General features: G+C 42.4%; 9 protein-coding genes. 8 read left to right on the forward strand and 1 reads right to left on the reverse strand.

Annotated elements, in window-relative coordinates; genetic code table 11:
- The 8 genes from V7K50_RS15900 to V7K50_RS15935 form a co-directional block, all read left to right on the forward strand.
- Nucleotides 1–889: tetratricopeptide repeat-containing protein (locus tag V7K50_RS15900; protein ID WP_334961566.1), on the forward strand; the 889-nt coding region annotated here is incomplete at its 5' end.
- Between the two features lie 115 nt (nucleotides 890–1,004).
- Nucleotides 1,005–1,778 (forward strand): SDR family oxidoreductase, encoded by a 774-nt coding sequence (locus tag V7K50_RS15905; protein ID WP_334961568.1) that lies wholly within the window; start codon nucleotides 1,005–1,007, stop codon nucleotides 1,776–1,778.
- Between the two features lie 180 nt (nucleotides 1,779–1,958).
- Entirely contained in the window at nucleotides 1,959–2,429 is a 471-nt protein-coding gene (locus tag V7K50_RS15910) for an NADAR family protein (protein ID WP_334961570.1), read from the forward strand.
- 371 nt (nucleotides 2,430–2,800) lie between these two features.
- Complete coding sequence (locus V7K50_RS15915; RefSeq protein ID WP_334961572.1) at nucleotides 2,801–5,539, forward strand: GAF domain-containing protein; 2,739 nt, start codon at nucleotides 2,801–2,803, stop codon at nucleotides 5,537–5,539.
- A 317-nt stretch (nucleotides 5,540–5,856) separates the two neighbouring features.
- Nucleotides 5,857–6,627 carry a hypothetical protein gene (locus V7K50_RS15920; protein ID WP_334961574.1) on the forward strand — a complete coding sequence of 257 codons (771 nt, stop codon included), beginning with the start codon at nucleotides 5,857–5,859 and terminating at the stop codon, nucleotides 6,625–6,627.
- 425 nt (nucleotides 6,628–7,052) lie between these two features.
- The gene (locus V7K50_RS15925) at nucleotides 7,053–7,331 is read left to right on the forward strand and encodes a GlsB/YeaQ/YmgE family stress response membrane protein (RefSeq protein ID WP_334801615.1); all 279 of its coding nucleotides are present in this window, start codon (nucleotides 7,053–7,055) and stop codon (nucleotides 7,329–7,331) included.
- Nucleotides 7,332–7,379: 48 nt separating this feature from the next.
- Nucleotides 7,380–8,270 (forward strand): general stress protein, encoded by an 891-nt coding sequence (locus V7K50_RS15930; RefSeq protein ID WP_334961576.1) that lies wholly within the window; start codon nucleotides 7,380–7,382, stop codon nucleotides 8,268–8,270.
- A 602-nt stretch (nucleotides 8,271–8,872) separates the two neighbouring features.
- Nucleotides 8,873–12,493: a response regulator gene (locus tag V7K50_RS15935; RefSeq protein WP_334961578.1), complete on the forward strand. Its 3,621-nt coding sequence runs from the start codon at nucleotides 8,873–8,875 to the stop codon at nucleotides 12,491–12,493.
- 134 nt (nucleotides 12,494–12,627) lie between these two features.
- Here V7K50_RS15935 and V7K50_RS15940 read toward each other — a convergent pair whose 3' ends face one another.
- Nucleotides 12,628–15,048 carry a sucrose synthase gene (locus V7K50_RS15940; RefSeq protein ID WP_334961641.1) on the reverse strand — a complete coding sequence of 807 codons (2,421 nt, stop codon included), beginning with the start codon at nucleotides 15,046–15,048 and terminating at the stop codon, nucleotides 12,628–12,630.
- Between the last annotated feature and the right edge of the window lie 463 nt (nucleotides 15,049–15,511).

Here is a 15,511-nt window from a genome sequence, read left to right on the forward strand (position 1 = left end):
CCTCTACGATAGCCAAGGACGGTACAGCGATGCCGAACCTCTGTACATTGAAGCCCTGGCAATGAGAAAGCGCCTGTTTGCTGGGGACCATCCCAATGTAGCTACTAGCTTGAACAATTTAGCTTCCCTCTACGATAGCCAAGGACGGTACAGCGATGCCGAACCTCTGTACATTGAAGCCCTGGCAATGACAAAGCGCCTGTTTACTGGGGAGCATCCCGATGTAGCTACTAGCTTGAACAATTTAGCTTACCTCTACGATAGCCAAGGACGGTACAGCGATGCCGAACCTCTGTACATTGAAGCCCTGGCAATGAGAAAGCGCCTGTTTGCTGGGGACCATCCCGATGTAGCTACTAGCTTGAACAATTTAGCTTTGCTCTATAATAGGCAAGGACGGTACAGCGATGCCGAACCTCTGTTGATTGAAGCCCTGGCAATGAGAAAGCGCCTGTTTGCTGGGGACCATCCCGATGTAGCTACTAGCTTGAACAATTTAGCTTCCCTCTATAATAGGCAAGGACGGTACAGCGATGCCGAACCTCTGTACATTGAAGCCCTGGCAATGAGAAAGCGCCTATTTGCTGGGAACCATCCCGATGTAGCTACTAGCTTGAACAATTTAGCTTTGCTCTACAATAACCAAGGACGGTACAGCGATGCCGAACCTTTGTTGATTGAAGCCCTGGCAATGTGCCAACGGGTGTTAGGCGTTAATCATCCCACTACAGCGACAGTTCGAGAAAATCTAGCAATCCTGCAACGCCAGTCTAATCCCCCCACCATTCGGAAAGGTCGATTAAGTCACTTTATGCAAATATTAAAGGCGATATTAATTTTACCCTTTTCCCTGCTGTGGCGATTGGCTAAAAAATTAATTCGTAATTAAAATATTGGTTTTGTGCAATTGATATAATTTGCGATCGCTGTGTTGCAGCCTTAGCCGGAAAGTTCTAGAATTCCTAAATTGTGTATTTAAATTAACTCTTGACTTTCAACTAACAATGATATCCTTAAAAAATCAAATCATTTTGATCACAGGTGCAAGTAGTGGTATTGGTACTGCTTGTGCAAAAATCTTCGCTGATGCGGGTGCAAAACTGATCTTAGCGGCACGACGGTTAGAACGTTTGCAACAGCTAGCAGATACTCTCAGTCAAGAATTTGGTACTGAAATTCATTTATTACAGCTAGATGTGCGCGATCGCCACGCTGTTGAATCTGCCATTGCTACTCTACCCCCCGCCTGGTCTGAAATTGATATTCTCATTAATAATGCTGGTTTAAGTCGTGGTTTAGACAAGTTGCATGAAGGCAACTTTCAAGACTGGGAAGACATGATTGATACTAACGTTAAGGGTTTACTTTACGTCTCCCGCTATGTGGTTCCGGGAATGGTGAGTCGCGATCGCGGTCATGTGGTAAATTTAGGTTCCATTGCCGGACATCAAACTTATCCCGGTGGCAATGTCTACTGTGCTACTAAAGCTGCTGTGAGAGCAATTTCTGAAGGTTTAAAACAAGACCTGTTGGGGACGCGGATACGTGTAACTTCCGTTGATCCTGGGATGGTAGAAACAGAATTTAGCGAGGTGCGCTTTCACGGAAATACTGAACGCGCCAACAAAGTTTACCAGGGAGTTACACCCCTGACAGCAGATGATGTCGCTGATGTGATATTTTTTTGTGTGACGCGATCGCGCCATGTCAATATTAATGAAGTTTTGCTAATGCCTGTTGACCAAGCCAGCGCTACCCTGGTTAATCGGCGAACATAAAAGTAACCCATCCTCAAAGGAGAGAGACTTGGAATTTTCTCCCTTCCCGACGCGAGAAGGGGGTTAGGTTTTTCTTGGGCTTTTCCATGTGAAAAGTCAGTTCAGCTTGCATCTAGGGAGTTTGTTAAGGCTTACCTACTCAGCTAGAGTGAAGTTGATATATAAAAGAGCAATTTTCAAATGACCATTTACTTTTATAAGGTTTGGCAGCCTTATGGCTGTTTTTCTAACTTTTCTCCTCACGGAATCCACATTCAGGGTACTTACTGGCAAACAGTTGAGCATTATTATCAAGCGCAAAAATTTGTAGGTAGCACAGATGCGGCAATTATACCCGTCATTCATACTGCCGCCACCCCAGAAGAAGCTGCCGCTTTGGGAAGATGTAGCACTCGCCAATGCCGTCAAGACTGGAATTTAGTGAAAACTCAAATTATGCGAGAAGCTGTATTCAAAAAGTTTCTCACTCATGCTGATATTAGAGAGATTCTCCTAATGACAGGTGATGAGATTTTGGTTGAAAACTCCCCAACCGATTCTTTTTGGGGCTGTGGTGCTAACCAAGCCGGTCAAAACCATCTCGGTAAAACTCTCATGAGTGTGCGTGAAGAAATTCGTAATTTACTATCTTTAACGGTAAATTACGAATAATTTAATCAAAATACTTACATTGAACATAAAGTCAGTAGTTAAACGGGGAATAGGAAAATTCCCCATTTGAAAAAGTTACCAATAATTTACTTATTGATTTGAATAAATCTTAATTAATTGAATTTATGGGCAAAAATCGTCAAAAAATATTTTTAATTTCATGAAATTATTCAGGTATTAATTTAAGTAAAATTACTGGAATAGTTTAATCATTAAGAATATAAAATTAATAAGTGCCAATAATTAAAAGATTAAAATTTTTGTAACTTTAGACTTGAAATCGGATGAAGATCAAGGCATTACTAAGTTAAAAATTTTCATTAGGGACAATTTTATAAAAAATCATACTTCAGTCATGGTGTATATAGGCGATGACACTTAGCGATAAACCAAAGGGTTTGCAGCAAAGCTTAGACCAAGAAAGTTTACTGCATCAGATGATCAACCAGATCAGGCGATCGCTCGACCTCCAAGAAATATTAACGACTACCGTTAGCCAAGTGCGTTTATTTTTGGGTGCAGATCGGGTGAAAGTGTATCGCTTTGGTGCTGATGGTAGTGGTGAAGTGATTGCAGAATCTATTCATGAGCAGCGTCTACCATCTTTATTGGGTTTACGGTTCCCAGTTCATGATATTCCAGAAGCCGCCAGAGAGATGTTTTTGTTAGTTGGCCAACGTTCCATTGTGGATGTGGCAAACGAGAAGATTGGGCTATCGCCTCTACAGTCAAAAGAAACTGGCAAACGTCTACAAACTAATATCCACTATCGGCAGGTAGACCCATGTCATATTCAATACCTAAAGGCAATGGGCGTGCAGTCATCGTTGGTAGTGCCAATTGTACATTGCGACCGACAAGAACAATCGGCAAAGTCTAAACTGTGGGGATTGTTGGTATCTCACCATACCGAACCGCAAGAGATTTTGAAGCGGCAATTGAAAGTATTGCAGCAAGTTGCTGACCAGGTAGCGATCGCGATCGCTCAAAGCGATCTACTCGCCACAGCCAGCGCCAAGCAAGAGCAAGAAGCTACTATTAACCGAGTTACCACACTATTGCATAAACTGCCAACAATCCAATTGCAGGGAGCGCTAGAAGCAGTTATTACTGCCTTTGGTGGAATAGGTGGCAGGCTTTACATTGAACAGGCTGGGGAAGTATACACCTGGGGCGACCAACCGATACTCCCTTACGAGTTAGATAACAGTATTATCGAACAGCATCAGATGTGGCAAAAGTGGATGGCTGAGTGCAAACAAGGTAATGTTTGGGCAACTACTGACCTCTACAAAGAACCACATTTGCGAATTTTGGCTTTAGCGTTCCGTTCTACTCAAATTCGCGGACTGATGGTGATTCCCCTACATTACCGCGAAAAATTTATCGGTGTATTAAGTATTTTTCGCTCTGAATTTGAAACAGAAGTCTTGTGGGCGGGACGATGCGATCAAAATCGGCGACAACTCTTACCCCAGCTTTCCTTTGAGGTTTGGCGAGAGGAGAAAAAGGGGCAATCATCTGAGTGGAAGCCGGAAGAGATATCATTAGCGCAAGCTTTATGTGAGCATTTCTCAATGGCAATTGAGCAGCAGAAAATGTATAAACAGGTACAATCCCTGAATGTCAACCTAGAACTGCGGGTGCAAGAGCAAACGGCTGAACTCGAAAAATCATTACTGTTTACCAAGGTAATCAAGCAAATTACAGAGCATATTCGCCGCACATTGGACTTGCAAACAACCCTGCAAACTATTGTTCGGGAAGTTCGCTCACTGCTAAATTCAGACCGAGTGGTGATTTTCCAACTGAAGAGTAGATCGGTAATTGTAGAAGAGATTAATGGCGATTGGCAGTCAGTCTTGGGAGTGAATGCACCATCGGAATGCTTGCCTGATGAGTATACCAGTTTATACTCTCAGGACAGGGTACGGGCAATTAATAACGTTTCAACTGCTTCTTTAAGTGATTGTCATCAAGAGTTTTTGCTAAGTCTGCAAATCCAAGCAAACTTAATAGTTCCAATTAATATCGGTATGGAACTATGGGGGTTATTAATTGCCCATGAATGTAATGCTCCCAGAAATTGGCAGGATGCAGAAGTTTATTTATTGCAACAGTTGGCAGATCAGGCTGCGATCGCCATTCAACAAGCACAACTCTACAAACAAACCTCAGAGTCCGAAATTCAAGCCAGAAATCAAGCTGCCAAGTTAGAGCATACCCTACATCAACTTCAAGAAACACAGACAAGGTTGATTCAGACCGAAAAAATGTCTGGCTTAGGACAGTTGGTGGCGGGTGTTGCCCACGAAATCAACAACCCCATTAACTTTATCTACGGTAATCTGTGTCATGCTAATGACTACACCGAACAACTCCTAGAAATTTTAGGTCTCTACCAGTTACACTATCCTCATCCCCATAGTGAAATTAGCGCTGCGATCGAAGCAGTTGATTTTGAATTTTTAGTAGAAGACCTCCCAAAAATCATTACCTCAATGCAAGTAGGAAGCGAACGCATCCGCTCAATAGTGCTGTCGTTACGCAATTTTTCTCGCTTGGATGAGGCCGACAATAAGCGCGTTGATCTCCATGAAGGCATTGACAACACCTTATTAATTTTGCAACATCGGCTGAAAGGAAATGCTAAATTTCCAGACATTGAGGTAATCAAAGAGTATGGCAATATCCCACTGGTGGAATGCTATGCCGGCCAAATGAATCAGGTATTCATGCATATTTTCAGCAATGCTATAGATGCCTTGGTAATGGGGAATGAGGAATGGGGACAAGGGGACAAGGGGAACAATCCATGTCCAATGCCCACTATCCAGATTTCCACTAAAGTCTCAGCAGACAACTCTCGTCTATTGATTCGGATTCGTGACAATGGACCCGGAATGACTCAAGAGGTAAAAACGCGGATTTTTGACCCATTTTACACTACCAAACCTGTGGGCAAGGGTACAGGATTGGGATTGTCAATCAGCTATCAGATTATTGTCGAAAAACATCGGGGAATAATGGAGTGCATTTCAGAACCTGGTAAAGGTACAGAGTTCTGGATTGAGATTCCCATTAAGCCTCTAGCTAAAATAGTTAAATAAAGGTAGAAGAGTAGTGAACAGGGAAGGCAGGGGAAGAATAACTAATATCATGTCCGGTTAATCAAGCTGAATATAAAAAAATGTTCGTAGTCAGGACTAAAGTCCTGGCTTTGGGGACTGAAGTCCCCACTACAAACTGTTTATTATGGGTGATTTGGCGGACATCATAATAATGCCCCATACTTCGACTGCGCGGTAGTTGAGCGTAGTCGAAACTCAGTACAAGTGCCCCATGCCCAAGTTTTCCGAAATAGGAACTCCTATGGGTGTAAGATTATACGAAGTTGAATAGCGAGAAACAGTTTAAATAGCGTCTTATGTCAATTATTGCGCTCAGGGCGTGGTATCTACAGGATTATGAGCCGATTCCAGAACTGGAAAAACGCCCGCCAGACATTCGCCTAAGCAAAAAAAGTCTGCTGAAATCAGCATTGCGAGCAGACTTTTTGGAAGAAAGTGACGAAGTTAAGAAATCAACTTGGTTTGGGCGCTATCTGGAAGGGGAAAATATTGAATTTTATATTGAAGGTAGTGGCGGCTATTGCGTCTCTAACATTGACTTAATTAGTCATGAAATTTATTTCACCAAGCAAGCGGTGCTGGCTCAGTTAGAACCAACGATTTTTTTATCCTATCAAACTGAGTATGTTGCAGCGACAAATATTCTCAGAGAAGAACTACAAAAAAGTTTGGAAAGTTTAAACTTGCGATCGCGTCTTCCCTTAACATTAGTAGAATCCTCTCGTCCCACTGGTGCTACTGTCCGAATTAACCGCACAGTCATGCGAAAAATCCGTAAGAGTTTGTTATTTATCGCTGACACCACGGCCATTGCTAGCATTGATGGTAAAGAAACTCCTCAACTAATTCCTAGTCCCAACGTCTGTATTGAAATCGGCTATGCCATCCAAAGTAAGCGAACTGAACAAATTCTCTTAGCGCAAATGCAACGCCCAGAATTAGAAGGGCAATTTCCTTTCGACTTACCCACACAACAAATTCTCCAATTCCAAGACACCACAGAACTGAATAACATCCTCACAGTCACAATTGAAAACCAGCTAGCACGATTCAAATTGTTTTTTTGAAAAACGTAATATTATTTACCAAAAATCGAAATGGAGTACACCTAAATTATTTCTGAGAAACTAGATCCCCCCTAACCCCCCTTAAAAAGGGGGGAACCGGAATCGAAGTCTGCCTTTTTTAAGGGGAGCTGCGGTCTTGGGGAGCCAGTCGCTCAGAGGGGTTTCCCCAAGTGGAGGATCTGGCGTGTCTCCCCAAGTAGAGGAGCCAGCCGCGTGGGCGGGTTTCCCGACTTGAGCGGACTGGCATCAAGTGGCATGGATTTAGGGAGATATAGAACGTTTTGCTACCAAGAAGATGACTTTCCAAACAACCTCTAAAGATTTTTGATATTAGTTCTCTAGATAGATCAGAAATTTTGTAGCCAAACTTTAAGATAAAAAAGTCAAAAGCAAAAAAAGCAGATTCTCAAGAAAGGAGAAATTTCATGGGTAACATTATTGCTTGGCTGGTTTTGGGTTTAATTGCAGGTGCATTAGCTAAGTTATTTTATCCTGGAACCCAAGGTGGCGGTATTCTCTCCACCATTGTATTAGGAATCCTTGGAGCCGTATTCGGGGGTTATTTGGGTCAAGTATTACTAGGAAGTAGTTCCGCAGCCGCCGCATCTGTAGGAGCTTTATCCCTTGGAAGCATTTTATTTGCTGTTCTTGGTGCTATGATACTGATTTTCATTTGGGGTTTACTGACTCGTCGAGCTGTGTAATTAGCTAACAGTCTTGGGAATCACTTCTAGCTGCAATAAACCGATAAAATGACATTAGAAAAAGAGCGAAAAACTATCGGAGTTTTCGCTAAACGTTCCGATGCACAATTGGTACTTCAGGAACTAAAAGCTTCTAATTTTCCGATGCAGAAAGTTTCTGTAATTGCACGGAATACAGAAGAACAAAGTGATATTGCTGGTGTTGAAGTTAAAGAGGACACTAGCAATACATCTGAAAAAGATGTTGCTGGAGCCTTTACTGGTGGTGCTTTAGGTGGTTTAGTCCTCTGGGTAATTCCTGGTATAGGCCCAGTGATCTTAGCCGGGGAAGAAGCAACTGCGATCGCTACCACTTTAGCAGGTGGTTTGCCTAGTTTTCTTCTAAGTTTAGGAATTCCAGAAAACCAAGCACAGGGTTACAGCAATCTTGTCTGTAAAGGTTACTATTTGGTGATATTAACCGGCATAGACATAGAAATTCGTCTTGCTAAGAGGATTTTTAATCGCCGTGATCTTCAACAGTGGGGGGTTTATGAGCCATACTCCACCCCAAATAGTCGCTATAAACACGCACTTGGTGTTTTTTACACGCGCCAAGATACTCAAAGAGCGCTTACTGAACTGAGAACTGCTGGCTTTCCGATGAATCAAGTATCGATAGTTGCTAAAAATACAAGTAATATAAGTGATATTTATGGGGAAAATATCAGCAATTCCCAAAATAAGTACGCTAATTTAGGGATTCCTGATGATTTAGCTAGAAATTATGATCATCATCTCACCCTTGACCATTACGTAGTAGTTATAAAAGGCACTGATATTTACATAGCAGGTGCGAGGGCTATTTTAGAGAGTAACAAGATCCAGCATTTTACTATCTATAGCCAATCTGAACTTGATGCAGTTAGAAGCGATCGCCAGATTATTACAAATTTTTAGTTAAACGTCAAGATAAAAAAATATCCCAAAACTGACGCAAAATCCTCTCTATTTCTCTTCTCTCTGGTTCTCTGCGCGGCAGTCGCTCATGGGGGAAACCCCCAGACGCTCGCTATCGCTCTTAGCGTCTCCCCTTCTTCCTTTGGGAGAAGACCGCGCTGCTTCACCGCTTTGCGTCTACGTTTCTTTGGATAATTTATTTCTTGGAAATCCCTATTGCTAAATTAATTACTGTACTTATATAATAAAAGCCACCATTTTTTAGTAACTAAAGTCTGATGTTCAATTTATTTATAGTTTAAGAATAAGTATTTAATCATCCACCGCAGGATTGAATTATAAAATAAGGTTTTTGCTTCTTTTGCAAGAAGTTCTGCTGTCTAAAGGGTTATCTTTTTTGATTATCAGAATGTTAGAAGAAGAGATTATTTACATACTTATTTAGGTGACATTTGTAAATATATTAGGATACAAATAATATTTGGCGTGCAAAAACTAGACATATCCCACAAAAATGAAATATCCTAAATTTGTTTTGGATAGTTAAAAAACCATCAAAACAGTCTCAAAAACCGAAATAAGTTGAATACCTGTGTGGAAGAATGTTGAACCGTTTGAAGATTGGAACCAAGATTGGAGTAAGTTTTGCCCTGAGTTTGGCAACTCTCACCACCATTGGTCTAATCTCCTACCAAAGCACCAATGAGCTAATTGAAACTTCGCGCCAAGAAAGCCATACCTACCAGGTGTTAAGTCAGCTTGAAGACCTCAACTTGCAACTGACAAATGCTGAGACTGGGCAACGCGGTTACATTATTACTGGAGAACAGCGCTATTTAGAACCTTATAATACTGCCATCCAAGTAATGAATCAAAAGGTCAAGGAACTTTTGAGGTTAACAGCAGATAACCCCAACCAACAAAATCGGCTTGACATTTTGCAGCCACTCCTAACTGAGAGAATGGCTGTAATGAAAGATGTCATTGAGCTACGGCAAAGCCAGGGCTTAGAAGCTTCCCAAAAAGCTGTGCTGACAGATCAGGGTAAGAAGCTGATGGATAAAATCCAGCAAGTTATCCAGGCAATGAAAAACGAGGAGAATACACTGCTGGAAAAGCGCTCTGCTAACGCAAAAGCTGCTGGACACCAAACGATCGCGAGTATTGTTTATAGTATTCCCTTATTTTCTTTGCTCTTAGCTTTGATCGGATTCGCCCTGACTAGACATATCTCAGTACCGCTCAAGCGAGTTTCTGATTTGGCAGAAAAAATGGCGGATGGGGATTTATCGGTGAGTTTACCAGATAGCGATCGCCAAGATGAAATTGGTGTGTTGACGCGCACCTTCAACCAGATGATCTTTAATCTGCGAAACACAACTCAAAAAAATGAAGAGCAAAACTGGCTAAAGTCTAACTTAGCGGAATTTACCCAGATGCTCCAAGGGCAGCGAAATTTGGAGAGTATGTCTCGGATGATCTTGTCAAATTTAGCACCACTGGTTGGAGCATCCCAAGGCGTTTTTTATGTAATGGACTCTACAAAAGACCAAGCAGTGCTGAAGTTGTTGAGTAGTTATGCTTATAAAGAACGTAAAAATTTAGCAAATCAGTTTGGCTTGGGCGAGGGATTGGTAGGACAATGCGCCTTAGAAAAACAAAGAATCCTCCTCACGCAAGTTCCCAGTGACTATATCCGCATCAGTTCCGGCTTGGGAGAAGCACCACCGCTAAATATTATTGTGTTACCGATACTGTTTGAGTCCGAAGTAAATGCCGTAATTGAACTTGCCTGTTTCGGGACTTTTAACCAGTTGCACCTGACATTTTTAGAGCAATTGAGTGAAAATCTGGGTGTATTTTTAAATAACATCGCCTCACAAGTGCAAACCCAGCAACTACTTGAAGAGTCTGTTGCTTTAACAGAAGAGCTGCAAAGCCAGCAAGAAGAACTACAGCAAAGCAATCAACGGCTGGAAGAACAGGCTCAGGAGTTGGAGGAATCACAATTTCTTGTCAAGCAGTCTAACGAAGAATTACAACAACTCAATGAGGAGCTAGAAGAAAAGGCAGAATTGTTAGAAGCGCAAAATCAGGAAGTTGCCCGCAAGAACCAAGAAGTTGAACTGGCAAGGCAGTCTTTGGAAGAAAAAGCTGAACAACTGGAGTTGTCTTCCAAATATAAGTCTGAATTTCTGGCGAATATGTCCCACGAGTTACGGACACCGCTAAATAGCCTGTTAATTTTAGCAAGGCTGCTAGCAGATAACTCTCTTAGCAACTTAACCGACAAACAGGTAGAATACAGCCGGACTATTTACTCGGCTGGGACTGATTTGCTGGAGTTGATTAATGACATTCTCGATTTGGCAAAAATTGAGTCGGGTACGATGTCCCTCGATATTGAGCAAATTGCTTTTGCAGATTTGGAGACATCTCTAGAGCAGACTTTCCGACAAGTTGCCCACAACAAAGAAGTCAGTTTTACTATTGAACTGGATGAGAAGTTACCCCCGACAATTTATAACGACTCCAAACGCCTGCAACAAGTGCTGAAAAATCTCCTAACTAACGCTTTTAAGTTTACCGAACAGGGAAGCGTGAAGTTACAAATAGCCGAAGTTGATAACTCCATGATTGCTTTTGCAGTTAGCGACACGGGTATAGGCATTGCAGCCGAAAAGCAGAAGGTTATTTTTGAGGCATTTCAACAAGCAGATGGCACCACCAGCCGCAAGTATGGGGGAACTGGTTTAGGCTTGTCCATCAGCCGCGAATTGGCTCAACTGTTGGGAGGGAGAATTGAACTAGTCAGCGAACCAGGACAGGGAAGCACCTTCACCCTTTTCTTGCCCAGGCGACAGGAAAAAAATGGTGAAAATACTCTCACGACACCATCCCTTGATACCTCTATCCGCCCAGCACCGACCATAAGAGAAGTGTCAATAGTCGAAAGCAGACCTACAATTGTAGATACTTCTTCATCCGTTAAACCACTTACTACCTTCTCTAACGAAATTCCAGATGATCGGGAAATAATTCAACCAGGCGATCGCACTTTGCTAATTATCGAGGATGATGATAAATTCGCCCGCATCTTACTAGATATGGCGCGTGAGCAGGGCTTTAAAGCGATTGTTGCTTTACAGAGCAAACAAGGTCTAGCACTCGCACAACAGTTTAAACCCAATGCGATTATGTTAGATATCTATATGCCAGAGATGGATGGTTGGACGGTGCTGGATCGGTTGAAGCATCAGCCAGATACCAGACATATACCAGTACATATACTTTCTGTTGATGAAAGAAAGCAACGGGGATTACAGCTAGGCGCCATTACCTATCTACAAAAACCCGTTTCTCCAGAAGCGCTAACTCAGGTATTGACTGAGATTAAAGGCTTTATTGAGCGTCAGGTAAAAAATCTCCTGATCGTAGAAGATGATCCCGTACAAGCCCAAAGTATTATCGAACTAATTGGTAACGGCGATGTTCATAGTACAGCAGTGGGTACGGGGGCAGAAGCCCTCTCGATTTTGCGATCGCATCACTTTGATTGTATGGTACTCGATCTCGGTCTACCCGATATGACCGGGTTTACACTAATTGAGCAGATAAAACTTGAACCCAGACTTTTGAAACTACCGATCATCGTCTATACCGGCAAAGAACTCAGCCGCCAAGAAGAAACCCAATTGCGGGGACTAGCAGAAACAATTATTATTAAAAATGTGCGATCGCCAGAGCGGTTATTAGACGAAACTGCCCTGTTTTTGCATCGGGTGCAAGCAAATTTGCCCCCACCAAAACGTCAAATGTTAGAGCAACTACATCAAACAGATCCGGTGCTGGCTAATCGGAAAATTTTGATTGTCGATGATGACCTCCGAAATATTTTTGCCCTCACCAGCTTTTTAGAAAGCTATCAAATGCAAGTGCTATTTGCCGAAAATGGCAGAGATGGCATCGAGACGCTGCAAGCTAATCCTGAAATTAATGTCGTTTTGATGGATATCATGATGCCAGAAATGGATGGTTACGAAACCACCCGCGCCATCCGCCTGCAACAACAGTTTCGCTCACTACCAATCATTGCTTTAACTGCCAAAGCTATGCCAGGTGACAAGGAAAAGTGCATCCAAGCTGGAGCCTCTGACTACATCACCAAACCTGTAGATCCTGAGCAACTGCTTTCACTACTCCGGGTTTGGCTGTATCGGTGAGAGAGTGGGGAGTGGGGAGTGGGGAGTTAGGAGTACAAAATTATATCGCAAGGTGTAGGGGCACGGCATGCCGTGCCCCTACGGGTGTACCTCACGTGAACGAGAACCGCTACAGGAGTTGGGAGTTGGAATTGTTAACGGTGTTTATGCTGCTCTAATAGTTGTTGCGCTCTTGGCTTGTAAATTAAATAGAACAAAGCTTCAATATAACGTAACAAATCTTCCCGATTCTCCTTTGAGGTAAAGTTCCAGAAGCCATAAATTCGTGCTAATGATAACAGCTTGGTAGTATGAATTTTCCAAGTATAAGTGGTGTAAACCCGCTCAATTCCTCCCTGGGAAACTTCATTCCAGTAATTAGGATTTTGTTCGCATTTAGTGATGAATTCCACAATTTTTGTAGCTGTCTCCTCTAAATTCGTCGGGTTTATGTAAAAACCATTAACCTTATTTTGAATAATCTCCAATGGTCCACCAAATTGGGTGGCAAAGGTCGGTAATCCTGAAACCATTGCTTCTAAAATCGTTAAACCAAAAGCTTCAAATAAAGCTGGTTGTACAAAAATTCCCTGATGATCGGCAATGACTCGGTAAATTTCACCGGAATCAGTTTTGGAAAGGCGCACACCCAACCAACGAATCTTTCCGTAGAGATTGTATTGGTCAATGATTTGATAGAGTTTGATAATTTCGTCACGTTCTTCGTTGTCGCCTGATTCTTCGACACGTAACTTACCCGCTACCAAAATTAAGTTGCAATGCTCTTGTAATTCTTTACTTTTACCAAAGCATTCGGCTAAACCTGTGAGGTTTTTGATGTGGTCAAGACGCGCCATTGAGAAGAGAGGACGCTTGCTAGGATCGTCGAGTTTGCCAAAGATTTGCGCGGGATCTTCTAGGGTAAATAGTGTTTCTGCAAGGCGTTGGCGATCGCTCTCCACTCGATCTTGAGTCTGGGAGTAAGGAAAATAGTAATTCTCATTTACTCCAGGCGGTACGACATTAAATTTGGGACTAAATAATTCAATCCCATTGGTGACATGATACAACTCCGGCATGGTGAAGCATTTGTAAGATTCATACTGTCCCACACTATCGGGTGTGCCGACAATTTCTTGGTAGGTGCTGCTAACAATAAAATTGGCAGCATTCATCGCAATCAAATCAGCAGTGAATTGCAAGGAAAAATGATATTTATCTTCCAAATCTTGCCAATAGAGGTTGCTGAACAAGTATTTAGATTTTTCCAAAGCGTGAGCAACATTGCATTGGGTAACTTTCAACCGTCGCGCCAACAAAAACGCCACTAGATTCCCATCAGAATAATTACCAACTATTAAGTCAGGTGTGCCGTGAAATTCTGCCCGGAGTTCTCTTTCTGAGTCAATGGCGAAAGTTTCTAGATAAGGCCAAAACTCAAATCGGGAAATCCAGTTTTGAGTCATGTTGGGATTAAATTCCCGTAAAGGTACTCGCAAAATCCAAGCGTTTTCGCTACCGTGGACTTTTTCTAAGCGTTGATGACAAAGGGTGCCATCACTGTTGGGAATCAAGCGGGTGAGAATAATCACCTTTGGCTGGACATTCAAGCCCTCTAAACCAGCTAGTAAGACATCTTCTTGTAGCTGCTTTTCTAGACTCTTTGCTTGATCGAGGACGTAAACTACCTGACCGCCAGTATCCGGTCGCCCCAAAACGCCCTCTTGTCCAAACCACCCGTGAGCTGACACTAAGACGATTTTAAAAATCATTGGGACGCGAGAGATGAAAGCTTCTAGACTTTGAGGGTCGGGAGAATCAATCAATTCATCGAGAATATTTAAGCTTTCCCGCACTCGCGCTGCGGTGTTACCCCAACCCGGTTCAAAACCCATTGTTTGCAATGGGAGCCGGAATTGCTCGTATAGTTGATCATTGGGGCGATTGTTGACAAAATCGATCGCTTTTTTAACTTGCTCGGAAAGTTGCTGCTGTGATTGAATGCGATCGTTGATTAGCAGTTGAACTCCGTTGTAGTGGTGCAGGCGCAAGAAATTAAATAAGCTGTCCAGCAATTGTTTAGAGTCTTGAAATAGTTGGCTGGAAAGATAGCGGTTGAGAAACTGCACCCCCTTACCGATATTTTTGGGGTCGCGGATGACTGGAGTGTAGTCATAAAATGGCCCGAAATCTAACTCTAGCAGGCCACCGTCGTTAGGATGAGATTTATTGACGAAGCGATCGCGCAAATCCAACAAATCCTGCACCGTCATCGGCTCAATGCTCAAGTCTGATGTCAACCAATAAACTTCTTGGCTGGCAATCTTAGAACGGATAATGAAACAGAAGTTGGAGTCCTCCTGAATAATTTCTTGAGTATAGTAAATGAGTTTGCCTAACTCGGACGCAGTGTAAAAAGCTTCAGGTTTCTGGGACTTTGAGCAATACTGACTATATACATTGAGTATATCGTTCCGTAACAAGTACTTCTTTTCTTGTTGGCGTAATTCACTAATAAAGGAACGCAAATCACTTTTTTCTTCACTATCTAAGACTGCTTGCAGCAATTCAGACATAGCAACTCCACTAGATGACGATGTTTGCATTGTTGACTTTCAAGGCAAGACAAGTAAGCCTCTACCTACTCTTAAACCGCATATAAACAGGAAATAACACAGATAAATATGATTTATCTGTGTACCTACAAATATCAACTTTTCCGCAGGCACTTAAATCTATGTTCTACTTTCCTTAAAGTATCTATGACTCAGTATTTTTGGCTCTAACTAAAGGAATACAATTTTTATTTATTTTGATATATAGCAGTTCTCATCCCTTGTGAGGTACAAGAACCCCACCCTAACCCTCTCCAATACATAGGGGAGGGAACTGGATTTACCGTTTCCCCCTTAAGGGGGGTAATCCGACTTATGCGTATACCGTAGCCTTTTAGGAGAGAGGTCAGAATAAGCTGAAAATATTTTAATTTGCATCCTCTAAAAAATAAATCTCTTGTGGGGTGGGCATCTTGCCCGCCCT

This window comes from Nostoc sp., assembly GCF_036917135.1.
GTDB lineage: Bacteria > Cyanobacteriota > Cyanobacteriia > Cyanobacteriales > Nostocaceae > Nostoc.